Origin of the sequence: Chryseosolibacter histidinae (assembly GCF_018598225.1) — a bacterium.
GTDB lineage: Bacteria > Bacteroidota > Bacteroidia > Cytophagales > Cyclobacteriaceae > Chryseosolibacter > Chryseosolibacter histidini.
In genome coordinates this window covers 135,066-155,966 of the sequence record NZ_JAHESF010000001.1, presented here as the reverse complement: position 1 = coordinate 155,966, position 20,901 = coordinate 135,066, and the positions used below count along the sequence as shown (strand labels likewise).

The window sequence follows — 20,901 nt, the reverse complement described above, 5'->3', positions numbered from 1 at the left end:
ATGAAAATCGAAATCAACACAACGGGTATTAAACCAACAAAGGAATGAAAACGAGAAAACTGGGAAACAGCGGCCTTGAGGTATCCGCACTGGGCCTTGGCTGCATGGGACTTAGCTTCGCCTACGGGCCGGCACCCAGCAAGGAAGATGCGATCAATCTGCTCCGCAAAGCGTTTGAGCTCGGTGTCACTTTCTTCGACACCGCCGAAGCGTACGGTCCTTTCAAAAATGAGGAGCTCCTGGGAGAAGCCCTCGCTCCTATCCGCGACCAGGTGGTGATCGCTACCAAGTTCGGTTTTGAACAAGGCAAGACAGACATGGGCCTGAACAGCAGACCTGACAATATCCGAAAGGTGGCCGACGCAGCATTGCAACGCCTGAGAACCGACCGGATCGATCTGTACTATCAGCATCGTGTTGATCCCAAGGTTCCCATCGAAGACGTTGCTGGCACTGTCAAAGACCTGATCCGCGAAGGCAAGGTGAAATATTTCGGCATGTCAGAGGCGGGAGCACAAACCATCAGGCGTGCCCATGCCGAGCAACCTGTATCGGCGCTCCAAAGCGAATATTCACTCTGGTGGCGGGAACAGGAGCAGCAGATCTTCCCTACCCTCGAGGCGCTGGGGATAGGCTTTGTACCGTTCAGTCCACTCGGCCGGGGATTTCTCACCGGCGCGGTCAACGAGAATACCAAATTCGACAAGACAGATTTCAGGAACCAGCTTCCCCGTTTTGCAGAAGAGAACCGAAAGGCCAACCAGGTGGTAGTAGAAAAGATCCGTGCGTTCGCAACAGTAAAAAATGTAACGCCGGCACAGGTAGCCCTCGCGTGGGTGCTTGCGCAGAAACCATGGATCGTTCCCATTCCGGGCACAACAAAAATTCAAAGGCTTGAAGAGAACCTGAAAGCGGAGCAGCTGATCCTGACAAAGGCAGACCTGAACGAGATCGAAAACGCATTCTCCGGCATCGAGGTTCAGGGCGCACGTTACCCGCAGCAGATGCAGCAAAGCGTTGACAGGTAACTCATAAACCGCCTGCATTCACTCAACGGGCCGCACCTTTCAAACAGATCATTATGACCTGCTTCCCGGGCATGTTAATTTATTCCATTAACTCTCCGGCATGCTCCGAATCGTTGATCCATACAAACCCTTTTCCCGGTCGCGACTGTGGGAATACCAGCGCCTTTATTTTGAAGAAGCCGGGATTGATGCCTGGAAAGACGGCGTTGTGCCGCATTATATCACCAGCAATCGTTTTACGGCCCGGGCTTATGCGGAAATTGTGTTTGCATTTTTAAGGGATGTGGCGCGCCAGCAGGTAACATCTGATGAGCCCCTCTACATTCTAGAGCTGGGTGGCGGCTCAGGCCGTTTCGCTTACCACTTTCTTACCTGCCTGGAAACATGCTGTGATGAAGCCGGCTTTACCGTACCACACTTCCGGTATGTGCTCACAGACCTGGCGCAAAAGAATGTAGACTTCTGGATGCAGCATGACCGGCTGAAGCCCTTCGTTGAAAGACAATGGCTCGATGTTGCACGGTTCGATGCTACAGCAGATGATACAATTCATCTGCTGTACGCAGGTGTCTCACTGCAAGCAGGCACGTGCCATCAGCCCCTCATCCTGATCGGCAATTATTTTTTTGATTCTATTCCCCAGGAGCTGTTCTATGTGGAAGACCACGAGCTCTATTCCTGTAAGGTTGCCCTGTGCGCGGAAGGGAATATGAAAGATACAACGAGCTTCACCCTTCCTGATCTCCAGCTGCGGTACGTTTACAAAAAATGCCGGAGCGGGTATTTCACGGAAAAGGAATTCAACAAAATACTCTCGCGCTACAAGGAACAGTTCGAGGCCAGCCACGTGCTTTTCCCGCACACCGGTTTGCGTTGCCTCGAGCGCCTCAGGTCGTTTTCGTCAAAAGGGTTCATGTTGCTCTCGTGCGATAAAGGACAGCACAGGCTTGAAGGCCTTGATAACATGCCGGCACCACAACCGGTGAACCATGGAAGCTTTTCGCTCAATGTGAACTACCACGCCATTCGGTTCTTTTACGAGCAGCAGGGCGCGCTGTCGCTCTTTCCTCCACACGGCTATACGGGCATCAATGTGGCATGCCTGCTCTCTCTGGAGGATGCGGAAAAATATTCCGAAACACGGTCAGCCTACCAGCGTTCCGTATCGGATCTTGGTCCTGATGATTTTTTCACGCTGAAGAAACACTTCGAAAAATTCATCGACACCATGAGCATTGCACACCTGCTGGCGCACTTCCGTCTGAGTCACTACGATGCGCGCTTTTTCAAACAGTGCACCGCTCATCTGATCACACTGCTTCCTCAAGCCAGTGAAGATGAAAAGGCAGCAGTCCGCGCCATGGCAGCGCAGATCTGGAAGGGATATTACTTCATTGGCGAATCGCAGGATCTTGCTTTCGACCTTGGCATCATATGTTATGAGATCAGTTATTACAAAGACGCCATCTTTTACTTTGGTAAGTCCATGAAAAACTATCCGGATGTGGCAGCGCCGCTCTTCTTTAATCTTGCGGCCTGTCATTATCAATTGAGAGAAGATGACCGCGCATGGCAGTACCTTCAAAAGACGCTGGCGCTCGATCCGGCACACGAGCCTGCGCAGTTGTTACTGCAGGAGATGGGGAGATGAAAAGAAGCCAGTAGCCAGGAGAAATTGTATAACCAAAGTCCGTAGGGATGACATATTACGCGTTATGAAGTTTCGGCGCACCGTCAAACATGTCACCCCTACGGGTATTCTTTACACACCTTCCTGCGTTGCGTGTGAAAGGCGTGCCAGTATAAAGGCACCGATGGCCATCACGATATCTCTTACGGCAACGTCGAGGTAATTGAATGAAAGGATCAGGGTGAGGGCGATACAGATCAGCCAGGCAGCCACTACATAAGCGCCTAGCTCCGTTTTCCATAGCACCAGGATGCCAGCGGCGATTTCGATCACGCCGACGATCATCATAAAAGTTGAAGCGTCAAAAGGCAGTACCTGGAGCAGATCCGGATTCAGGTACTTGCTCCAATCGGTCAATAAATTGGTGAACTTGTCCAACCCCGCAACCACCGGCACCAGGCCATAAGTAAGTTTTAAGATCAAGTGCAACCGGGAGATCTCAGAATGTTTTGCCCCCGCTGAAATAGCTGATGTGATCATGGTAATTTTGTTTAATGTTTGGGGTTGGATTACAAAACGTCAGTTGGGTTACAAAAAAAAATGCAAAATGCAGAAATGCAGGTTCACGCAAAGAGCGCGAGGTGTTTCGTTTTCGCCGTCATCCTGAATGGGGGCTTGAGCGTTGCATGCGCGAATGAAGGATCCCCGTTTGGCAACGCGCCTTCAAAATTGCCATGCGCTCGAATTAAGTACGCAGTAAGCGACCTGGGGATCCTTCGCTCACACAGGCCAGCGCACGAGCATCACTCAGGAAAACGGGTTTCAAAAGAAGAACGTACCTCCGCGGGTCTTTGCGTTCTGCATTTTGAATTTTTTAAGGCGTTCTTTTGTAACTAAATCAGGCACCTGTCATCTAATCCATTATGTACGCCATTAAACTGAATGAACCGGCGATCCAGAAGCTGCACGACCCTGTTGTCGTGGCGCGGATCATTGCGGGTGAAAAAGAGCTTTTTGAATTGCTGCTCAGACGCTACAACCAGAAATTGTACCGGGTGATCAGAAGTTATCTCCGTAACCCCGACGATATTGAAGATGCTATGCAGGATACTTACCTGAAAGCTTACAACCGGCTGGACCAATTCCGGGGTGATTCGAGCTTCTCTACATGGCTGATCAGGATCGGCATCAACGAAGCGCTGCAACGGATCAAAAAGGATACGAGGATAAAAAGGCTACACGAAGGAGACGCTGATCCCATGAACAAAGAGCTGATTCAACTACCCGACTCCAGGAACGTAAACCCCGAAAAGATCACGATCGGAAAAGAAGTGAAAAACCTGATCGAACGCGCCATTGACGAGCTTCCGGAAAAGTATCGTGTGATCTATGTGTTAAAGGAGATCCAGGGCATGGAGACGCACGAGCTCTGTGAATGCATCGGCATCCAGGAGAGCAACGTCAAAGTACGGTTGCACCGCGCTAAAAATCTCATGAAGGAGACCTTGCTGCGGCTTTCTTCCGATCCGGAAATTTTTGAATTTGGCAGCGCCCGGTGCGATGCGCTGGTGAATAATGTGATGAGAAAGATTTAATAGTCACGGTCGATAGTCCACAGCGGCCTCGAAAACCGGTATCCTGAGCGATGCATAAGCGGGGAATGTGTGAGCGAAGGATCGCTTGATGATTACTGCCAACTTATTTCGAATGAGCGCCTTGTGAAGTGCACTTTGCTTCAAGGAGATTCCTCGCTCCCACATGCCTGCACACCATGTGCCGCTCTGATGAATGACAGATCAAAAAAACAGTGTGGACTAATTCAATTCAGCTTCTTAAGACCTTTGGACTTGTCGTCAGCCTTGTCTGATTTGTCCTTCTCTTTTTCTTCTTTATCCTTGTTCTTGATCTTATCCTTCTCCTTCCATTCGTCCTTATCGTCGCGATGGTCGGAGTCGTTATCGTCGTCCCTGTTCCAGCGATGTCTGAATGATACGTCATCGTCGTCATCCACGTCGACGTCTACATCAACGTCTATGTCATCAATCTCGATATCGTCAATCTCTATCTCAATGGGATCTATGTCGATATCTATCTCGGGGATCTCGATGTCAATCGGGTCGATATCGATGTCTATGTCAGGGATCTCTATCTCGATGGGATCGATATCAACGTCTATGTCCGCGAGGTCCATCTGCAGGGCTTCCATGTCAATCTCCAGGTTTCCAAGTGTCCTCGAGAGCGATTGCATTGTTTCTTCAACAACTATTTCCAGATCGGGGTCGATATCCACGCGCACGTCAGAATCCCAATCACGATCCTCGCCGGTGGCACGCCTCCATTTGGCCAACCAGGCCTCTTTATCAGACTCCTCTTCTGATTTGGCTTCTTCTTTTGCCGGTTCCGGCTGATTCTTTCCTTTGGGTGCGGGCTTGGGATCGCTTTGCTGTGGGAACGCCAGTGTTGACGTCAGGCAAACGATCAACAAAACGGATGAAATGCGGCTAAATTGGTTCATAGGGATGTGATTATACTAATATAGTACTTCGCCGCGATAAAAAAGTTACAGACTTTCGCCAAAGATTCTCCCGGCAAAGGCCCATCCCTGGCAACAATAAATGCCGGCGCCGTGCTGAAGCAAACGGGATTATTCTAATTTTGGCAGTACACAATTGCTCAAGTGCCCATGAATAAGCCCCTCATCACCCCGTACGGGATCTTTATTGTTGTCGTACTCATATTCCTTCAGTTTACGGTCATTCTCGATTTTATGGTATTGTCGCCTCTGGGCGCCATGCTTTTAGAGGAGTTCGACATTACCGCAGCTCAATTTGGCATCCTGGTCTCTGCCTATGCCTGGAGCGCGGGCATCTCAGGACTGTTTTCCGCCGGCTTTGCGGATAAGTTCGACCGTAAGAAACTGTTGCTTTTCTTCTACACGGGATTCATTATCGGAACGGCCCTTTGCGGCATTGCCACCGATTACACATTTCTGCTCGCCGCACGCATTATTACGGGCATCTTTGGTGGCGTGATCGGGTCCGTGATCTATGCCATTGTTACCGACCTGTTTGTCATTCAAATTCGCGGCAGCGTGATGGGTTTTCTGCAGATGGCGTTCGCCGGCGCATCGGTGCTGGGGCTGCCCGCGGGACTTTACCTGGCTTCCTTCTTTGGATGGCACATTCCCTTCCTCCTGATCGCAGGATTGTGTGTCTTTGTGCTGCTTCTCATCATTGTTTTCATGAAGCCGGTGAACGCGCACCTGGCAAACAGTACCCTACGGAATCCGGCAGAACATCTCGCCCGAACCATCTCCAACCCTTCGTATGCCAAGGCTTTCGCCACCACCCTGCTACTGGCCACCGGAGGTTTTATGCTGATGCCCTTTGGCAGCGTATTCGCCGTACAGAATAACGGTATTTCGATGAGTGATCTTCCTCAACTGTATTTCATTACGGGTGTCTGCTCCATGTGTGCCGCGCCGCTCATCGGTGTGCTGTCAGACATCGTGGGAAAGTACGTTGTGTTCTGTATCTGCTCCGTTGTGCTGATCGTTTCCACGGTGATCTATTGTAACCTTGGCATCACACCCGTAGCGGTAGTGACCGTTTTCAGCGCGTTCATGTTCACCAGCTACGCCGGGCGTATGGTCTCCTCCTCCGCTTTGATCACCGCTGTTCCGGAGGCCCTCGACCGTGGTGCTTTCATGAGCATCAACTCCGCCGTGAACATGATATCGGGTGGTATCGCTTCGCTGATCGCCGGCGCCATCGTTTTTCAGTCCGAAGATGGGCGCATCAGGAACTATGACATCCTGGGGTATGTGGTTGCAGGTGCTACCGTTGTTACCATCGCTATGTTATATCTCATCGACAAAATGGTAAAACAGAAACAGCTAACGAAAGCCAGCCTTGTGGAGACTCCGAACGAGGTTGAGCCCATAAGGTAGTCGCCTTTAAGGGTAGCGCTTCTTTTTGAAACCCGTTAATCCTGAGTGATGCAACCATCCGGCGTCCGCTGCGGTTTAATTATTCAAGCTCCACGATCTTAAGCCCTCCGGTTCCTGTGGCCAGGAAAATGGTTTTGTTCCTGGCGGCAACGTGGTTGACAGATGAGTTGCCACTGAACCTGATCGGACTCAGGTCACTGAATTTTTCGCTCTCGCCATCAATTTTGGCGGCATATAACCCCGCCTCGCCATAGGCCATATAAAGCACATCACCAAACACTGCCACGCTGTTGCAGACAGACTCGTGCGGATCGAGGTCTTCATCCTGCGGCACGGGGATGTTAAAGTTTACCACGCCGGTGCTTTTGTTGATACAATAGGCTCCTCCATCTCCGGCGGCCACAAACACAGCGTTGCCATGCAAAGCCAGCATCGATTTGGATTCAGGAATGTTGGCGCCCTTGAACTCAAAACTGTTTTGGAGCGATCCAGCCGCATCGAACATACTGACCCTGGCGGGAGTCCCTTGTAATGTGATCATCCCGCCGGAGTTTTCGAAAGCAACGGCCCGCGCATCGTCGAGTCCGACAAAGGCAGTCCTCTCCAACGTCTTCCTGTTTAAAACAGATAGTCCGCCAGCAGAACCGGAAGTCACGGCGATATAATCTTTAGACACACTGACATCCGTAGCGGCGTAACTGGTCAGACCAACCCTTCTGGACTTCGTTGTGAGCCTGCCGTTCTCGATCTGGAGCGCTTCCAGCACTGCCGGCGCGTCAAACCCTGCGTCACCGGTCGCCTCGGCCAGGTAGACCACATTATCGTCATAACAGACAGAGCTTACATCCGTGTTGATGAAAATTGCCTGCGAATCAATAAAAGGATGCCTGATGTCGCTGATGTTAAAGATCTCGACGCCGCCCAGGTATGATTCACCTTCAAGGTTATAAACAACATAAGCATAGTCTTTATCAACATAAATATGGGAGGCCCGCAACGTGATGCCATTGTATACCGGTGGCAGCACCTCTGCCCTCAGCTTCAGGCTCAGGGCTGCTTTGGTCCTTCCGCCAGTGAGCGTTCCAACGGTGATGGTACTGTCTACGTTATAGTTAATACGGTCCTCAAACGAGGAGTTGTTAATGATCACCCTCTTTTGATCTACTTCGCCCTCGCGTTCGCAGGAGAATACGAGTACTGCGGCCATCAATAGGATTATCAATGGGGCCTTTTTGTTGGTTCTATGCATACATTTTGAGTTTTGGGGTCCGTTGCCCGAATTGCTTTTACAATAGCGGACGGACAAACTTATTATTAAGTAGGGTACCGGGGATCAGGGAATACCGTATTTTAAAAAACCAGTAGTTCTACTGAATACCGGGGTCGCTACTTAAAAAAGACCCGTCTTTGCTTATCGCGGTGGTGCTCAGCAAACTATGCGGGTAAAAAAGGAGTAAGGAGCCAGTAGTAAGGAGTAAGGAGCCTGTCGTTCGTGGGTAGGTGTGTGGATTCGGAGGCGTGTTTCATAAATGAGACATTGGGCGGGGGAACAGAAGAATGGGAAGTCTAAAGGAAGCAAGGCCATAGCGCTGAAACTTTATTAGAAAGATTTTTCGATCATCAGAACTTTTCGGGCGGGATCGACGTAATATGAAACATCGAAATATTTCGATAAATAGATAAGTAGGCTAACAGGCGATAGGGTAATGGAGCACAAGAAAGCAGAAAAGATCTCGAAAGCACTGGCCGATCCGAACAGGATCATGATCATCAAAGAGGTGAAAAAGCAAAACGATGCGCTTTATTGTTGCGACATCGATGCGATCATCGACCTCTCCCAGCCTTCGATCTGCCACCACCTGAAGCAGCTGACCGATACGGAGATCCTGATCCCGGAAAAGGAAGGCCGGTACGTCAAGTATGCGCTCAACAACAGCCTGATCGAGGAGTACATCGATTTCCTGCATTCACTGAAAACGACCTGATCTCTTGTATCTTATTTATCGAAATATTTAAATATTTCTATTAAACATTATGACATGACACGACACCCGATTACATTTGCCCCCCTTTTGAACAACATATCGAATTATTTAAATAAATCAATACATATGAACAGACTCTTCAAACACCCGTTATTCAGAAACCTGCAATACGTAGCAGGTTCTGCCGCACTCGCCGCCGTGGTGGTGGCCTGTGCTATCAAAGCTGAAGAATTGCCAGCCACCGCTGAAGCCGCTGCCGTTCCCGCCGGAATACCTGTAGATGCAACCGTGATCCACCCCAGCGAGCTGCAGGATCGTCTCGAAGTGACCGGAACAGTGCTCGCCAACCAGGAAGTTGACATCGTCAGCGAGCTTACCCGCAAAGTGGTGAAAGTGAATGTGAAGGAAGGCAGCAAAGTAAAGAAAGGTACGCTGCTGTTCCTGCTCGATCAGGCCGACCTGCTCGCGCAGCTGGAGCGCCTTCACCAGCAGGAAAAGCTCGCCATCCTGAACGAGAAACGCCTGAAAGACCTCATCGATCATGAAGCCGTTGCCCAGCAGGATTACGACGAAGTAGCCACCAACCTCAAAGTGCTGCAAGCCCAGATCACCGAGCTGCAGGCAACCATCGACAAAACCAGGATCACCGCGCCCTTCGACGGACAGATCGGCATGATCAACACACACGTGGGTGCCATCGTCTCTGTGAGCACCGTGCTGACAGACATCCAGGACAACAGCGTGGTGAAGATAGAATTCTCCGTTCCTGAGAAATACACCAACGTGATCCACGCCGGCAGTCAGCAAACGTTCACAACGCCGTCAGACCAGACCGAGTACAAGACAACGGTCGTAGCCAAGGCAGCGAGCCTGAGCACGGACACCCGCACCTTGTTGGTGAGGGGCGTGACAGCCAATCCGCAAGGCAAGCTGCTGCCAGGCCAAAGTGCCAGGATCAACCTCTCGCTCAACACCTCGGCCAACGCCCTCTCTGTATCGTCACAGGCATTGATCCCCTCTCCGCGCGGTTATGTGCTGTTCGTTGCTAAAAACAATAAAGCCGAAGCGCGTCCCGTGCAGATCGGACAACGGAGCACAGGTCAGGTGGAGATCCTGCAGGGCCTCACTCCTGGCGACACCGTGATCACCAGCAACCTGCTGAGACTTTCACCCGGTGCGCCTTTAACACTGGTCACTATCAAGTGATCTTTTAACTAATACTATAAGACCGTTTTAAACAAGTTTATGAGTGCAATTTCACAAGTAAGTATATCAAGACCAGTGCTGGCCGGCGTGATGTCGGTGCTGCTGATCTTGTTCGGGATCGTGGGCTACACCTTTCTGGGAACCCGCGAGTACCCTGTAACCGATTCTCCTATCGTAATGGTCACCACGGTGTATCCAGGCGCCAGTGCCGACATCATCGCCTCGCAGGTGACCAAACCACTGGAAGAAGCCATCGCCGAAGCTAATGGGATCCGCGCGTTATCTTCCGTTTCACGGGAGCAGGTGAGCATCATCACCGTAGAGTTCAACCTGGATGCAGACCTCGAAGCCGCGGCCAACGATGTGCGCGATAAAGTATCGAAGTCGCGCCAGCAGCTGCCTTCCGATATCGAGCCTACCATCGTTGAAAAGGCTGGCCCGCCGGATTTCCTCGTGTTCCTCACGGTGCAGAGCGATACCCGTACACTGGAAGACGTAACGGACTTCGTCAACATCAACATCAAGGAAAAGCTGCAGTCCATCCCCGGCGTAAGGCTGGTGGATACTTATGCAGGACGTAAGCGCGCCATGAGGTTACGAATGGATCCGCTGAAGCTCGCCTCGTACGGCCTCACTCCTTCCGATGTGCAGGCAGCCCTGCAACGGGAGAACGTAGACCTTCCGAGTGGACGTATCGAAGGTGAGAACACCGAAGTAACGCTGCGCACACAAGGCAGGCTGGTGACGGAAGACGATTTCAACAACATGATCGTAGTGCAGAAGAACGGTGCCATTGTACGGTTCAAGGATATCGGCACGGCCATCATGTCGTCGCAAAATGAGCGCACGGCCATGATCGTGGGTGAAGGTAAAACAGCCAGGTACGGTGTGGGCACGGGCGTACAACCCCAGCGTGGCGCCAATTCACTGGCCATCGTAGACGAGTTCAAGGACCGCTTCGACGAGATCGTAAAAACTGCTCCAAAAGAATATATCATCTCCCTGGGAAAAGACTTCACAGTACCGGTGCGTAACTCACTGTCTGAAGTGGAAGAGACGCTGATCCTGGCATTCGTACTGGTGGCGCTCATCATCTTCATCTTCCTGCGCGACTGGCGAAGCACCCTCATTCCCCTCGTGGCGATCCCTGTATCCATCATCTCGGCATTCTTTATCATGTACATCGGTGGTTTTACCATCAACGTGCTTACGCTGCTGGGACTTGTGCTGGCCATCGGGCTTGTGGTAGACGATGCCATTGTGGTGCTGGAGAACATCTACAGCAAGATCGAGCAGGGCATGAATCCCCTGGCGGCGGCGAGAAAAGGTTCTGACGAGATCTACTTTGCCGTGATCTCCACCACGGTGACGCTGGCGGCCGTTTTCCTGCCCATTCTTTTCCTTGGCGGGATCACGGGTAAGCTGTTCAAGGAGTTCGCCATTGTGGTGGCCGGCTCGGTGCTGATCTCTGCCTTTGTCGCGCTTACGTTGTCGCCGATGATGAGCGCCTACCTGCTCAAGTCAAACGCGTCGCACGGGTGGCTGTACCGGAAAACGGAGCCCTGGTTCCAGGGATTGAACAACGCCTATGAACGTTCCCTCAGGGCTTTCTTTAAAGTAAGGTGGATGGGGTTTGTGCTGCTGGTGCTTTCATTCGCCATAGCCTGGTACCTGCTGCCTACCCTGCCCTCTGAGCTTGCGCCGCTGGAAGACCGCTCCATGGTGGGCCTGGCAGTGATCGCTCCCGAGGGAACCTCCTATGAAAGTATGGAAGAGACCATGAAGGAGATCAACAACTATGTTTCTGACTCCATTCCTGATCTGAACGAGAACCGTACGTATGCCGGTATTGCAGCCTCGGTTGGAACACTGGTGCAGCCCGTGAACGGCGCCTTTCAGTGGATCTTCCTCAAAGATCCGCATGAGCGCAAAAGCGGCATGACGCAACAACAAGTGTACGAGAAGCTGATAGCGGCGTCGTCGCGGTTCCGTAATGTGATCGTTATACCGATCCAGATCCCGACCATCGGCGGATTCTCCAGCTCACAGCCCCTGCAATACGTGGTGCAGGCGCCTGACCTGAAGAGCCTCATTGAAGTTACGCCCAAGATCATGAACGAAGTATATCAGAGCAAGAAGCTGAGCTTCCAGGACCCTGACTTCAAGATCAACAGACCCGAGATCGGCATCACCATAGACCGCCAGCGCGCCGCACAGCTGGGCATCTCCACGCAAGAGATCGGCCGCACGTTGCAGTTGGCGCTCAGCGGAAGACGTTACGGGTATTTCATCTATAACGACAGGCAATATGAAGTGATCGGCCAGCTCGACCGTGAAGAACGCTCCGCACCGGAAGATCTGCAGTCGTTGTTCCTGCGCGCCGAGAATGGCGACATGGTGTCGCTCGATAACCTGGTGAGTTTGCAAGAAACAGTTAGCCCTCCCGCCATCTACCGCTACAACCAGTCCTACAGCGTAACCATCTCTGCAACGCCCGCGCCAGGCGTCAGCCTGGGTGAAGCCATCAGCGACATGGACCAGATCACCAAAAAAGTGCTGCCTCCGGGATTCACCACAGCGCTGGCCGGTCAAAGCCGCGACTACGCTGAAAGCAGCTCGAGTCTGATCTTTGCGTTCATCTTCGCCATCTTGCTCATCTACCTGGTACTTGCCGCACAGTTCGAAAGCCTCATCGATCCGTTCATCATCCTGCTCACGGTGCCTATGGCGCTCACAGGTGCGGTGCTGAGCCTCTGGATCACGGGGCAATCCATCAACGTGTTCAGCGAGATCGGCATCATCATGCTCATTGGTCTCATCACGAAAAACGGGATCCTCATCGTGGAGTTTGCCAATCAACGTAAGGAAGAAGGCCTCTCCGTAAGTGAAGCGGTGCTCTCCGCTGCCAGCTCACGCTTTCGTCCGATCCTGATGACCACGCTCGCCATGATCTTCGGTTCTCTGCCCATTGCGCTTTCGCTGGGTACATCGTCGGGCAGCAGAACATCGCTGGGTATCGCCGTGGTGGGCGGGCTTATCTTCGCCGGTATTCTCACCCTCTACGTGATCCCTTCGGTTTATTCATACATCTCGCGGCCTTATGCGCGCAAAGCTGGTGAACACGCCGAAGGAACACCCGATCTTAAAGCGCAGCCACTCACAGTTTAATCCGTTACAACACATGAAATTCATCAAACATACAGTTGCATGGTCGTTTGCCCTGGCCCTGGCAATACAGGTACATGCACAGCAAAAACTTTCGCTCCAGGAAGCCCTGTCCCTCGGACGGGCTTCCAACCCGGAGCTCAGATCCAGCGCCCTCGAGGTAGAGAAAGCGGAACGGCAAAGGGTCATTGCCAGGAGTCTCTTTTTACCCACAGTTTCCGCCGGCGCACAAGCCAACCACTACTTTCAGCTTCCCGCGTTCTTCGGCTTCGGTGAGAACAATGAGGGCGGCAAGATCCCGTACGGCAGGTTTGGCGGAAAAGACCAGCTCACGGCTGTTGTCTCCGCGGTTCAGCCCGTATACAACCCGTTGGCATTCCCGTCGCTCCAGCTTGCGCAGCTTCGCCAGCGTCAAAGCACGGTAGCCGCCAGGGCAAAAGAGATCGAGGTGCTGTCATCGATCAAGGAGACCTATCTTAAAGTGCTGGTGCTGAACGAGCGCATTCGCCTGAAACAGGAAAGCATCCACCGGAACAAAAGGGTGCTGCAGGACTCACGGTCGTTGTTCATCCAGGGCAAAGGTCTGCGGGTAGACACCCTGCGCGCCTACACCGCCGTGAAAAATCTCGAACCCGAGCTTGTGAAGCTTACGTTCGCCGCCGAAACAGAGAAGCTTCAGCTCAGGACTTTGATTGGCATCGATTCGTTGAATGACCTGGTGCTGACGGATTCGCTGACCATTCCCGTGGCGGAAGTGATTCCCGACGAAGCAACGGTCTACGAAGAGGTGAAACAGAACAATCCCGACTTCCAGGTGCTGAACCTGCAAACCCAGCTCGACAAACAACAGGTGCGCACGGCATCGGCCTACCGGAAGCCTGTGCTGTCGCTGCTGGCGCAATACCAGGTGCAGACGCAAACCAACAATCTTGAATACCAGAATGCTCACTATCCTTCGTCGTCATTTGTGGGCCTGCAGCTGTCCGTGCCGCTCTTCACCGGGCTCAGCACTTATGCAAGGGTGAAACAGGCAGACCTGACCAAAGAACAATCCGAGCTTCGTGTGGCTCACACACAGGAAAGACTCAGGGCATTGGTGCACGAGGCGATCGCCAGCAATAAAGAAGCATTGCTGCGCCTGGAGAACACGGCCATCGTACAAGAGACCGCCCAGCTGAGCTACAACATTATTCTCTACAGGTATAAGAATGGTATTTCGCCAAGACTGGAATTGACTGATGCCGAGCTTTCACTTGCCACGGCGCAATCCAACTACCTGGAGGCTGCTTATGATTATTTATCAGCACGAATCCAATTGAGAAAATTAATGGGGGTTAGTGAAGTGGATTGATTTGAAGAGTCCACAGTCCACGGTCGACAGTCCACAGCTGAGTGGAGTCTGTTTGTGAAGGCTGCGACAGGATTAAGACTGTGCCAAGCGGAGTTTTCCGGAGATGCCGGGAGCTCCGCTTTTTTTTGCCACTAAAGCACAAAGAACACGAGGAAAACACTACTGCTTTGCGGATGCTTTGTGACCTTAGTGCCTTCGTGGCGAGAAGATCTCTACGCTATGATGATGGCGTGCTTCTCCAGTAAGCCGGGGAGTCCGTTGATCGAGAACCGGGCTTTTTTCATGCGGTTTATTTCGGGATCGATGGAGAAATTGTAGGCTGTTCTGAAGTCCGAGCTTTCGAGCACAGTACCTTGAAAAACGGCCCTGTCGAGGTCGCAATTGTCAAAGCTTGCGTTGGTGAGGTCAGCCCCGGCAAACTCAACTTCCTGTAGCCTGCATTCCCTGAAGACAATTCCTTTCAGCTTCAGCCTGGCAAACGACGAGAAATTCAACGAGCACGTATCGAAAGAAAATGTCAACAACGTTTTGCTGCAATCGTCGAAACGTAATCCCAGCTGTTTGCAGTGCGCGAACGTCACATCCTGGAAAGTGGTGTTTCTCAGCTTTGCCATGCTGAGGTCGCAGCTTTCAAACCGGCAATCCATGAACATGCACTCAGACAAGTCGATACCGGAGAAATTGCAATTGCGAAAAGTGCAATGGTCATACTCTCCTGCCTCAAATCCTTTTTCAGTGAAATCAGTGTGATCGAAGTGTTTGTCTTTCAGGTAGGGTTTCATAAACTTTTAAAGTGCAGTTGCCAGCACAATAATACTATTTATCGGGAAGAGTCCACAGTCCACAGTCGACAGTCCACTGCCGGACATTGTTGGATTCTACGGCATGCTTCGAATAATTATTACAATATCTATATTAGTGTCAGGTAATTCATTTTGTATGCTCATTGCCTATGCTGAAAATAGCGCACCCTTCCCACCCAACGTATGGGATGGATATTTGTGCCGGCTGCCGAATGAACACCGGGAGCAGGTGCTGAGATACAAATTTCGGGAAGATGCGCAAGCTTGTCTTTATGGCAAGCTGTTGTTGCTGCGTTGCCTCGAAGAGCTCGGCATCGGTCATCTCCGTCTTGAAGACCTCCGCTATACCAGCCATCAAAGGCCGTACTTCAACGATGCTGCCATCGACTTCAACATCTCGCATTCGGGCAAGTTCGTGGTCTGTGCCGCAGCTAACAACATACGCCTGGGCATCGACATTGAACAGATCAAACCTGTGGCTGTAACTGACTTCAAGGAACAGTTTTCGGATGATGAAATGAGGTTGATACAATCAGACGATGGCAGTTTTGTGAACTTCTATAACCTTTGGACCAAAAAAGAAGCGCTGATCAAAGCGGATGGAAAAGGATTGAGCATTCCGTTGAAACAGGTTTCTGTTATAGGGGCTGGTGGAGTTGTTGGCGTTGTTGGTGAAGAACACCAACAACGGCGACACCAACAACCAGTTATTATTGAAAACCGTTCCTGGTTCTTAACCGAAATCAACATCTCGGAAGGGTATTGTTGTCACCTGGCCACGAGCGAGATGATAACGGAGGGGCTGAGAGTGAGGAGGTTTATGTTCTGAAAGGGTTGCCAGTTGCCGGTTACCGGTTGCCAGTTCTGGCGGTTGTGGGCAAACTTACTCGTGCTTAGTCGGTGAGGTTGTTGGTGAAGAACACCAACAACGGCGACACTACAACGGCGGGTGCGCTCTGTCCTCAATTTAATTTGAAAGGAGTATAGTGTAAGTATTGACCGCTTTAACCGGCCACCTGGCAACTGGCAACCGGCAACCATTTTTATTTTCCCCGGTGCGTATTATTTTTGGTCATCATGGAAGACATTCATCAACACCGGCCACTTTTGTTCTCGCTCGCTTATGATATGCTTGGAGAAGTGCAGGAGGCGGAAGACATCGTTCAGGATGTGTTTGAAAGCTGGTTTTCGAAACAACCGGAAGTTCAGTTTCCCAAAGCATACCTGAGCCGTGCCGTTGTAAACAAGTGTATTGATCGGCTCGAGGCGCTGAAGAAAACCCGTGAAGTCTACAAAGGTCCCTGGCTCCCGGTGCCGATAGTTTCAGAAACCGCTGCTGCGGACGACAGGCAATCGGGCGATCCGTTGCCCTACGCATTGCTCAGCACGCTCGAGAAGCTCAACCCGGTGGAAAGGGCAGCGTTCATCCTTCGTCATGCATTCGATTTTCCTTACAGCGAGATCTCCGAAATATGCAATCTGCCCGAAGAAAACGCCCGGCAGCTCGTGCACCGCGCCCAGGAAAAATTACAGAAGCCACGAACCCGGTATGAGGCCTCGCAAGAAGAAAGGCAACGGCTGATGAACGCCTTCCTCGACGCTTGCGCAAAGCTCGATGCCAGCACCTTGAAGGAGATCCTGCATCAGGATGTGATCCTGTACGCCGATGGTGGCGGCAAGATGAGTGCGTCGGTAGTGCCCCTGGTAGGGCCTCAGAAGATCATCACCTTCATGCTCAACATCCTGAAAGATACAGCCAACAACTTTGAGGTGAAACCGGCAGTGGTCAACGGTTCTGCGGGTGCAATTATACTGAACAAGGCTACGGGCCTGGTCGATACGATCTGTACCCTGGAAACAGACGGGCAAAGCATTATAGGCCTCTACTTTGTGCGAAACCCTGACAAACTCTCCCCGACCCTCTCTTAGGAAAGAGAGAGGGTGACGCCCATGAGCCCGGCTCATCAAAATTTTTCATAAAAAATGTCACAAAACAGGGTCTGACCCGTCATATGCCGTTTTAGCGTCCGTTAGCCTGCATCATTCAAAAAAATCTTTTTAAAAAACTGTCACAAGTTGCGTAGTCTCCGTCATATGGGCGAAAAGAAACAAAATCGCTTATATATGAAAACGAAACTTGCACCTATTGAAAAACCTTCCGGTTTGATGATGAAATTTGTCTATTGGATGACCCGGAAAAAGTATGGCAAAGTGATGACGCCCTTAAAAGTGATCTCCGCAAGACTTCCCCTGAGCTTCGGGCTGTTTGTTCAAAAGCTTGAAAAGCTCGAGAAAAAATACCAGCTCCCCCAATACCTTGCGGTGCTGGTGCGCACCCATGTAGCACAATTGAACGTCTGCGGATTCTGTATCGACATCGGCAAAATGCAGGCCATTACACATTACCCCGATCAACAGGAGAAATTCTTCAATGTATCAACTTTTAAGACTTCCCCCCTGTTCACGGCAGGCGAAAAGGCCGCGCTCCTGTTTGCCGAAGAGCTTACCCTCTACAAGAAGATCTCCGACGAAACTTTTGCCGAAGCACAGAAGCATTTCTCAGAACGTGAGCTTGTTGAGATCGCCTGGGCGGTAACGCGTGAACATATCTATAACCTGATGAACCGCGCTTTTGATATTGAGTCGGATGGGTTTTGTCAGATACCGGCACCATGGCCTGATACGAAGCGCAGCAAGGATGTGGTAGTAACTGCGTTGTGAAATGGTTGCCAGTTGCCGGTTACCGGTTACCAGTTGGGGTGGTGTAGGCAAACTTACTCTGCTTCGTATAGTGTGATAGTTGGTGAGGTTGTCGGTGAAGAACACCAACAACGGCAGAGACTACCCTAACCGGCCATCAGGCAACTGGCAACCGGCAACCAGCCTATTCCGTCTTCAGCGTCTCCGCTGGATTAAGCCTTGCTACCCGGAATGAAAGCAACGACACCGTGACCCACATCAGCACCAGGGCTGCGAGGCTGCACAGGATGAAGACGCCCGCGCTCATCTCGATACGGTAGGCAAAATCGCCGAGCCATTGTTTCATGAACCAGTATGACACGGGGATGGCAATGGCAGTGGCCAGCAGCACAAGCCGTGTGAAGTCGCGCGAGAAAAGTACGATGATCCCTGCCGCCGTAGCGCCGAGCACTTTGCGGATACCGATCTCCTTGGTGCGAAGCTCGGCCATAAAAGAAGCAAGGCCCGTTAACCCGAGCACAGCAATGATCAGGGCCAGCAGCGTGAACCCTCCGAAGAGCTTGCTCAGGCGTTGCTCCGAAAGGTATTGGCGCTCCAGGTCCTTGTCGAGGAAAGAATAAACGAAAGGGTTCTCTGGTTCGAACTTCTTCCAGGCTTTTTCGACCACAGAGAGTGCCTCAGAGGGATTGCCGGGATGGATGCGAACGGCAACATAGTCCATAGCATAGTCAGGTGTATAGTAGCGGAGCACAACGGGCTTGACCTCGCTGTGAAACGATTCAACATTGAAATCTTTTACCACGCCAATGATCTCCAGGTGCTCTTCGTCGGGCGCACCGTAGTTCATCACCAGTTGCCGGCCTACAGGCTCATCCAATGCCAGGATGCGGGCAGCGGTCTCGTTGATCACCACCTTTTGTGTGTTGGCTGTTTCATCGGGAGAAAACCAGGAGCCCTGCTGCAATTCGAGTCCGAGTGCAGCGAGATAATTTTCATCTGCCAGAAACCAGTGCATGCCTGTGTTGGCGGCATCGCCCCGGAGGCGGAAGTCGCGCATCACATTCAGGGGTTGCGCAGGAAGGCCTGTGGTGAAACTGACGCTGGTGATGGAAGCATGCACCTGAAGCTCGTCACGGAATGCGCGCCATTGATCCTGGATCTCGCGGTCGTTCTTGACGATGATCACATTTTCACGCTGATAACCCGGCGCCCTGTTTTGCAGGAACAACAACTGCTGAAGCACCAGCACACTGCAGATCATGAGGCCGATGGAGATGCTGAACTGCAGCACGACCAGCGCGTTGCGGAAGTTATTTTTTCCAGTTTGCTGCAGAAGGTTCCCCTTGAGCGCACGTACAGGACTGAAGGATGACAGATAGATGGAAGGATAACTTCCTGAAAAGAATACTACCAGCAGGAACACCGCAGCCATACCCGCGAACAACACGGGGTGCGTTCCCCAGTCGAACGAGAGCTGTTTTCCACTGAGCGCATTGAACGGAATAAGCAGCAGCTCGGCAAGCCCCAGGGCGAGCAGCGCCGCAATGAAGGTATACAACGAAGCCTCCACGAAGAACTGGAAAGCAAGACCACCTTTGCCTGACCCGAGCGTTTTGCGTACGCCCACTTCTTTGGCGCGGCGTGCCGACTGCACCGTAAAAAGGTTCACGAAATTGGCACAGGCCAGCACCAGGATGAGCACGGCAATGGTCACGAGCACCTGCACGGTTGTATGGTCTCCGTTGGGCTCATGCTCGCGCAGTAAATGCGAATGCAGGTGAATATCACGCAATGGCTGCAGCCTGAAATCGGCCGCGGAAACATCATCGTGGTCGCCGGCAGCAGGTTTGATGTACCGGGTGCTGATCGACGAAAGCTTGGCCTGCAACGCCTTGAGTCGGTCCGGGTCATTGGCCACAGCCTCGTTCACTTTTACATAGGTGTGCATGATGTTCCAGGTCCATACTTTTAACGTGCCCAACTCATCGTAACCGAATCCCATGTGCACCAGCATGTCAAAGTGAAAATGCGTGTTGGCCGGGGGATCGATCACTGCGGATACGATGCGTGCTGTGCGGTCACCGCCGAAGAGGATCGATTTGCCAATGACAGCGCCGCGGTCAAGGGCGTCCTGACCGAAATAACGCAAAGCAGTTTCTTTGGTGATAACGATCGATTCAGGCCGTGTGAAGGCAGACTTCCGCTCACCCGAGATCACAGGATATTGCATGATGTCCAGGAATTGCGGGTCCACGATAAAAATGCGCGTCTCACGGAACACCACCTCGTCCTTTCCTGCGTGCTCTTCCGCCGGTAGCCGCATCGTGGAGTGATTCCAGGTAAAGGCGCGTGCCACTTTTTCCACTTCGGGGATCTCTGCCTGGATCACTGCTGCGAGTGGCGGTGGCGTGGTGGCGTACATATTCGTCTCCGGGTCATCGCCCCAGTAGGTATTGATGCGGTACACCTGCGCTGCTCCGGGCAGGTTATCAAAGCTGATCTCATCGTACACATACCAGGCGATCAGGATCACGGACGCAAGGCCCACAGCGAGACCTGAAATATGAAGGATGGAAAACCGCATGCTCCGGGTCATGTTCCGGAAGGCAATGCGGAGGTAGTTTCGCAGCATCATGTCGTCAATTTACATGGAATTACCGTCCCTGTAGCCAATCCCCGTGCCACAAGATACAATCAACTTATTATCAACAGATTACATTAAATCAGCCAGGAATCAATCAAAAAAACATGTATCGAAAATGATACAAGATTCTGCATGCTTCCGATACACAGTTCTTTTTTTTGAGGCCCGTCATCCAGAGCGATGCAGGTGTGATAGCACGCGGGAGCGAAGGATCCCCCGGTCGTTACTGCGTACTTATTTCGAGCGCATTGTACTTCGCAAGCACGCTGTCAAATGGGATCCTTCATTCGCACCTTCGTGCGCTCAAACCGCCATTCCCGATGACGTGTCCACAGGAGGCTCCTATGGAGCCAATATAAACCAATCTTCCATTCTATAAACAGGGAGCTCCATCCGGAGCTAAAATGCATTTCACTCCGATAGGAGTGTTCTGTCTATAG

16 protein-coding genes are annotated in these 20,901 nt (G+C 51.8%); 11 read left to right on the top strand and 5 right to left on the bottom strand.

The genetic code is table 11. The features are described from left to right. Nucleotides 1–44 precede the first annotated feature (44 nt). Nucleotides 45–1,028: an aldo/keto reductase gene (locus tag KK083_RS00540; protein ID WP_254158887.1), complete on the top strand. Its 984-nt coding sequence runs from the start codon at nt 45–47 to the stop codon at nt 1,026–1,028. Nucleotides 1,029–1,128: 100 nt separating this feature from the next. Then, nucleotides 1,129–2,679 (top strand): SAM-dependent methyltransferase, encoded by a 1,551-nt coding sequence (locus KK083_RS00535; RefSeq protein ID WP_254158885.1) that lies wholly within the window; start codon nt 1,129–1,131, stop codon nt 2,677–2,679. A gap of 111 nt (nt 2,680–2,790) precedes the next feature. Here the strand turns inward: KK083_RS00535 and KK083_RS00530 are convergent, their stop codons facing one another. Next, nucleotides 2,791–3,198, bottom strand: a complete 408-nt coding sequence (locus KK083_RS00530; RefSeq protein ID WP_254158883.1) for a hypothetical protein — start codon at nt 3,196–3,198, stop codon at nt 2,791–2,793. A 383-nt stretch (nt 3,199–3,581) separates the two neighbouring features. Between KK083_RS00530 and KK083_RS00525 the strand changes: the two genes are divergently transcribed. Further along, nucleotides 3,582–4,253, top strand: a complete 672-nt coding sequence (locus KK083_RS00525; RefSeq protein ID WP_254158881.1) for an RNA polymerase sigma factor — start codon at nt 3,582–3,584, stop codon at nt 4,251–4,253. 224 nt (nt 4,254–4,477) lie between these two features. Here the strand turns inward: KK083_RS00525 and KK083_RS00520 are convergent, their stop codons facing one another. After that, entirely contained in the window at nt 4,478–5,173 is a 696-nt protein-coding gene (locus KK083_RS00520; RefSeq protein WP_254158879.1) for a hypothetical protein, read from the bottom strand. A 168-nt stretch (nt 5,174–5,341) separates the two neighbouring features. Between KK083_RS00520 and KK083_RS00515 the strand changes: the two genes are divergently transcribed. Continuing rightward, on the top strand, nt 5,342–6,607 hold the full coding sequence (locus KK083_RS00515) for an MFS transporter (protein ID WP_254158877.1): 1,266 nt from the start codon (nt 5,342–5,344) through the stop codon (nt 6,605–6,607). 79 nt (nt 6,608–6,686) lie between these two features. On the opposite strand, the gene KK083_RS00510 is transcribed toward KK083_RS00515, so the two are convergent. Further along, a complete protein-coding gene (locus KK083_RS00510; RefSeq protein ID WP_254158875.1) occupies nt 6,687–7,814 on the bottom strand; it encodes an LVIVD repeat-containing protein in 1,128 nt (375 codons plus the stop codon). A 499-nt stretch (nt 7,815–8,313) separates the two neighbouring features. Here KK083_RS00510 and KK083_RS00505 point away from each other — a divergent pair, with 499 nt between their 5' ends. The 4 genes from KK083_RS00505 to KK083_RS00490 all read left to right on the top strand — a co-directional run bounded on the left by KK083_RS00505 (nt 8,314) and on the right by KK083_RS00490 (nt 14,314). Beyond that, nucleotides 8,314–8,592 carry an ArsR/SmtB family transcription factor gene (locus KK083_RS00505; protein ID WP_254158873.1) on the top strand — a complete coding sequence of 93 codons (279 nt, stop codon included), beginning with the start codon at nt 8,314–8,316 and terminating at the stop codon, nt 8,590–8,592. A 126-nt stretch (nt 8,593–8,718) separates the two neighbouring features. Next, on the top strand, nt 8,719–9,798 hold the full coding sequence (locus tag KK083_RS00500; protein ID WP_254158871.1) for an efflux RND transporter periplasmic adaptor subunit: 1,080 nt from the start codon (nt 8,719–8,721) through the stop codon (nt 9,796–9,798). A gap of 39 nt (nt 9,799–9,837) precedes the next feature. Beyond that, the gene (locus KK083_RS00495; protein ID WP_254158869.1) at nt 9,838–12,966 is read left to right on the top strand and encodes an efflux RND transporter permease subunit; all 3,129 of its coding nucleotides are present in this window, start codon (nt 9,838–9,840) and stop codon (nt 12,964–12,966) included. Between the two features lie 13 nt (nt 12,967–12,979). After that, on the top strand, nt 12,980–14,314 hold the full coding sequence (locus KK083_RS00490; protein ID WP_254158867.1) for a TolC family protein: 1,335 nt from the start codon (nt 12,980–12,982) through the stop codon (nt 14,312–14,314). Between the two features lie 212 nt (nt 14,315–14,526). On the opposite strand, the gene KK083_RS00485 is transcribed toward KK083_RS00490, so the two are convergent. Next, on the bottom strand, nt 14,527–15,096 hold the full coding sequence (locus KK083_RS00485; RefSeq protein ID WP_254158864.1) for a pentapeptide repeat-containing protein: 570 nt from the start codon (nt 15,094–15,096) through the stop codon (nt 14,527–14,529). A gap of 157 nt (nt 15,097–15,253) precedes the next feature. Here KK083_RS00485 and KK083_RS00480 point away from each other — a divergent pair, with 157 nt between their 5' ends. The 3 genes from KK083_RS00480 to KK083_RS00470 all read left to right on the top strand — a co-directional run bounded on the left by KK083_RS00480 (nt 15,254) and on the right by KK083_RS00470 (nt 17,838). Next, on the top strand, nt 15,254–15,946 hold the full coding sequence (locus KK083_RS00480; RefSeq protein WP_254158862.1) for a 4'-phosphopantetheinyl transferase family protein: 693 nt from the start codon (nt 15,254–15,256) through the stop codon (nt 15,944–15,946). Between the two features lie 248 nt (nt 15,947–16,194). Beyond that, complete coding sequence (locus KK083_RS00475) at nt 16,195–17,046, top strand: sigma-70 family RNA polymerase sigma factor (RefSeq protein ID WP_254158860.1); 852 nt, start codon at nt 16,195–16,197, stop codon at nt 17,044–17,046. Between the two features lie 195 nt (nt 17,047–17,241). Then, nucleotides 17,242–17,838 carry a carboxymuconolactone decarboxylase family protein gene (locus KK083_RS00470; RefSeq protein WP_254158858.1) on the top strand — a complete coding sequence of 199 codons (597 nt, stop codon included), beginning with the start codon at nt 17,242–17,244 and terminating at the stop codon, nt 17,836–17,838. Between the two features lie 163 nt (nt 17,839–18,001). Here KK083_RS00470 and KK083_RS00465 read toward each other — a convergent pair whose 3' ends face one another. Next, a complete protein-coding gene (locus KK083_RS00465) occupies nt 18,002–20,452 on the bottom strand; it encodes an ABC transporter permease (RefSeq protein WP_254158856.1) in 2,451 nt (816 codons plus the stop codon). Nucleotides 20,453–20,901: the final 449 nt, after the last annotated feature.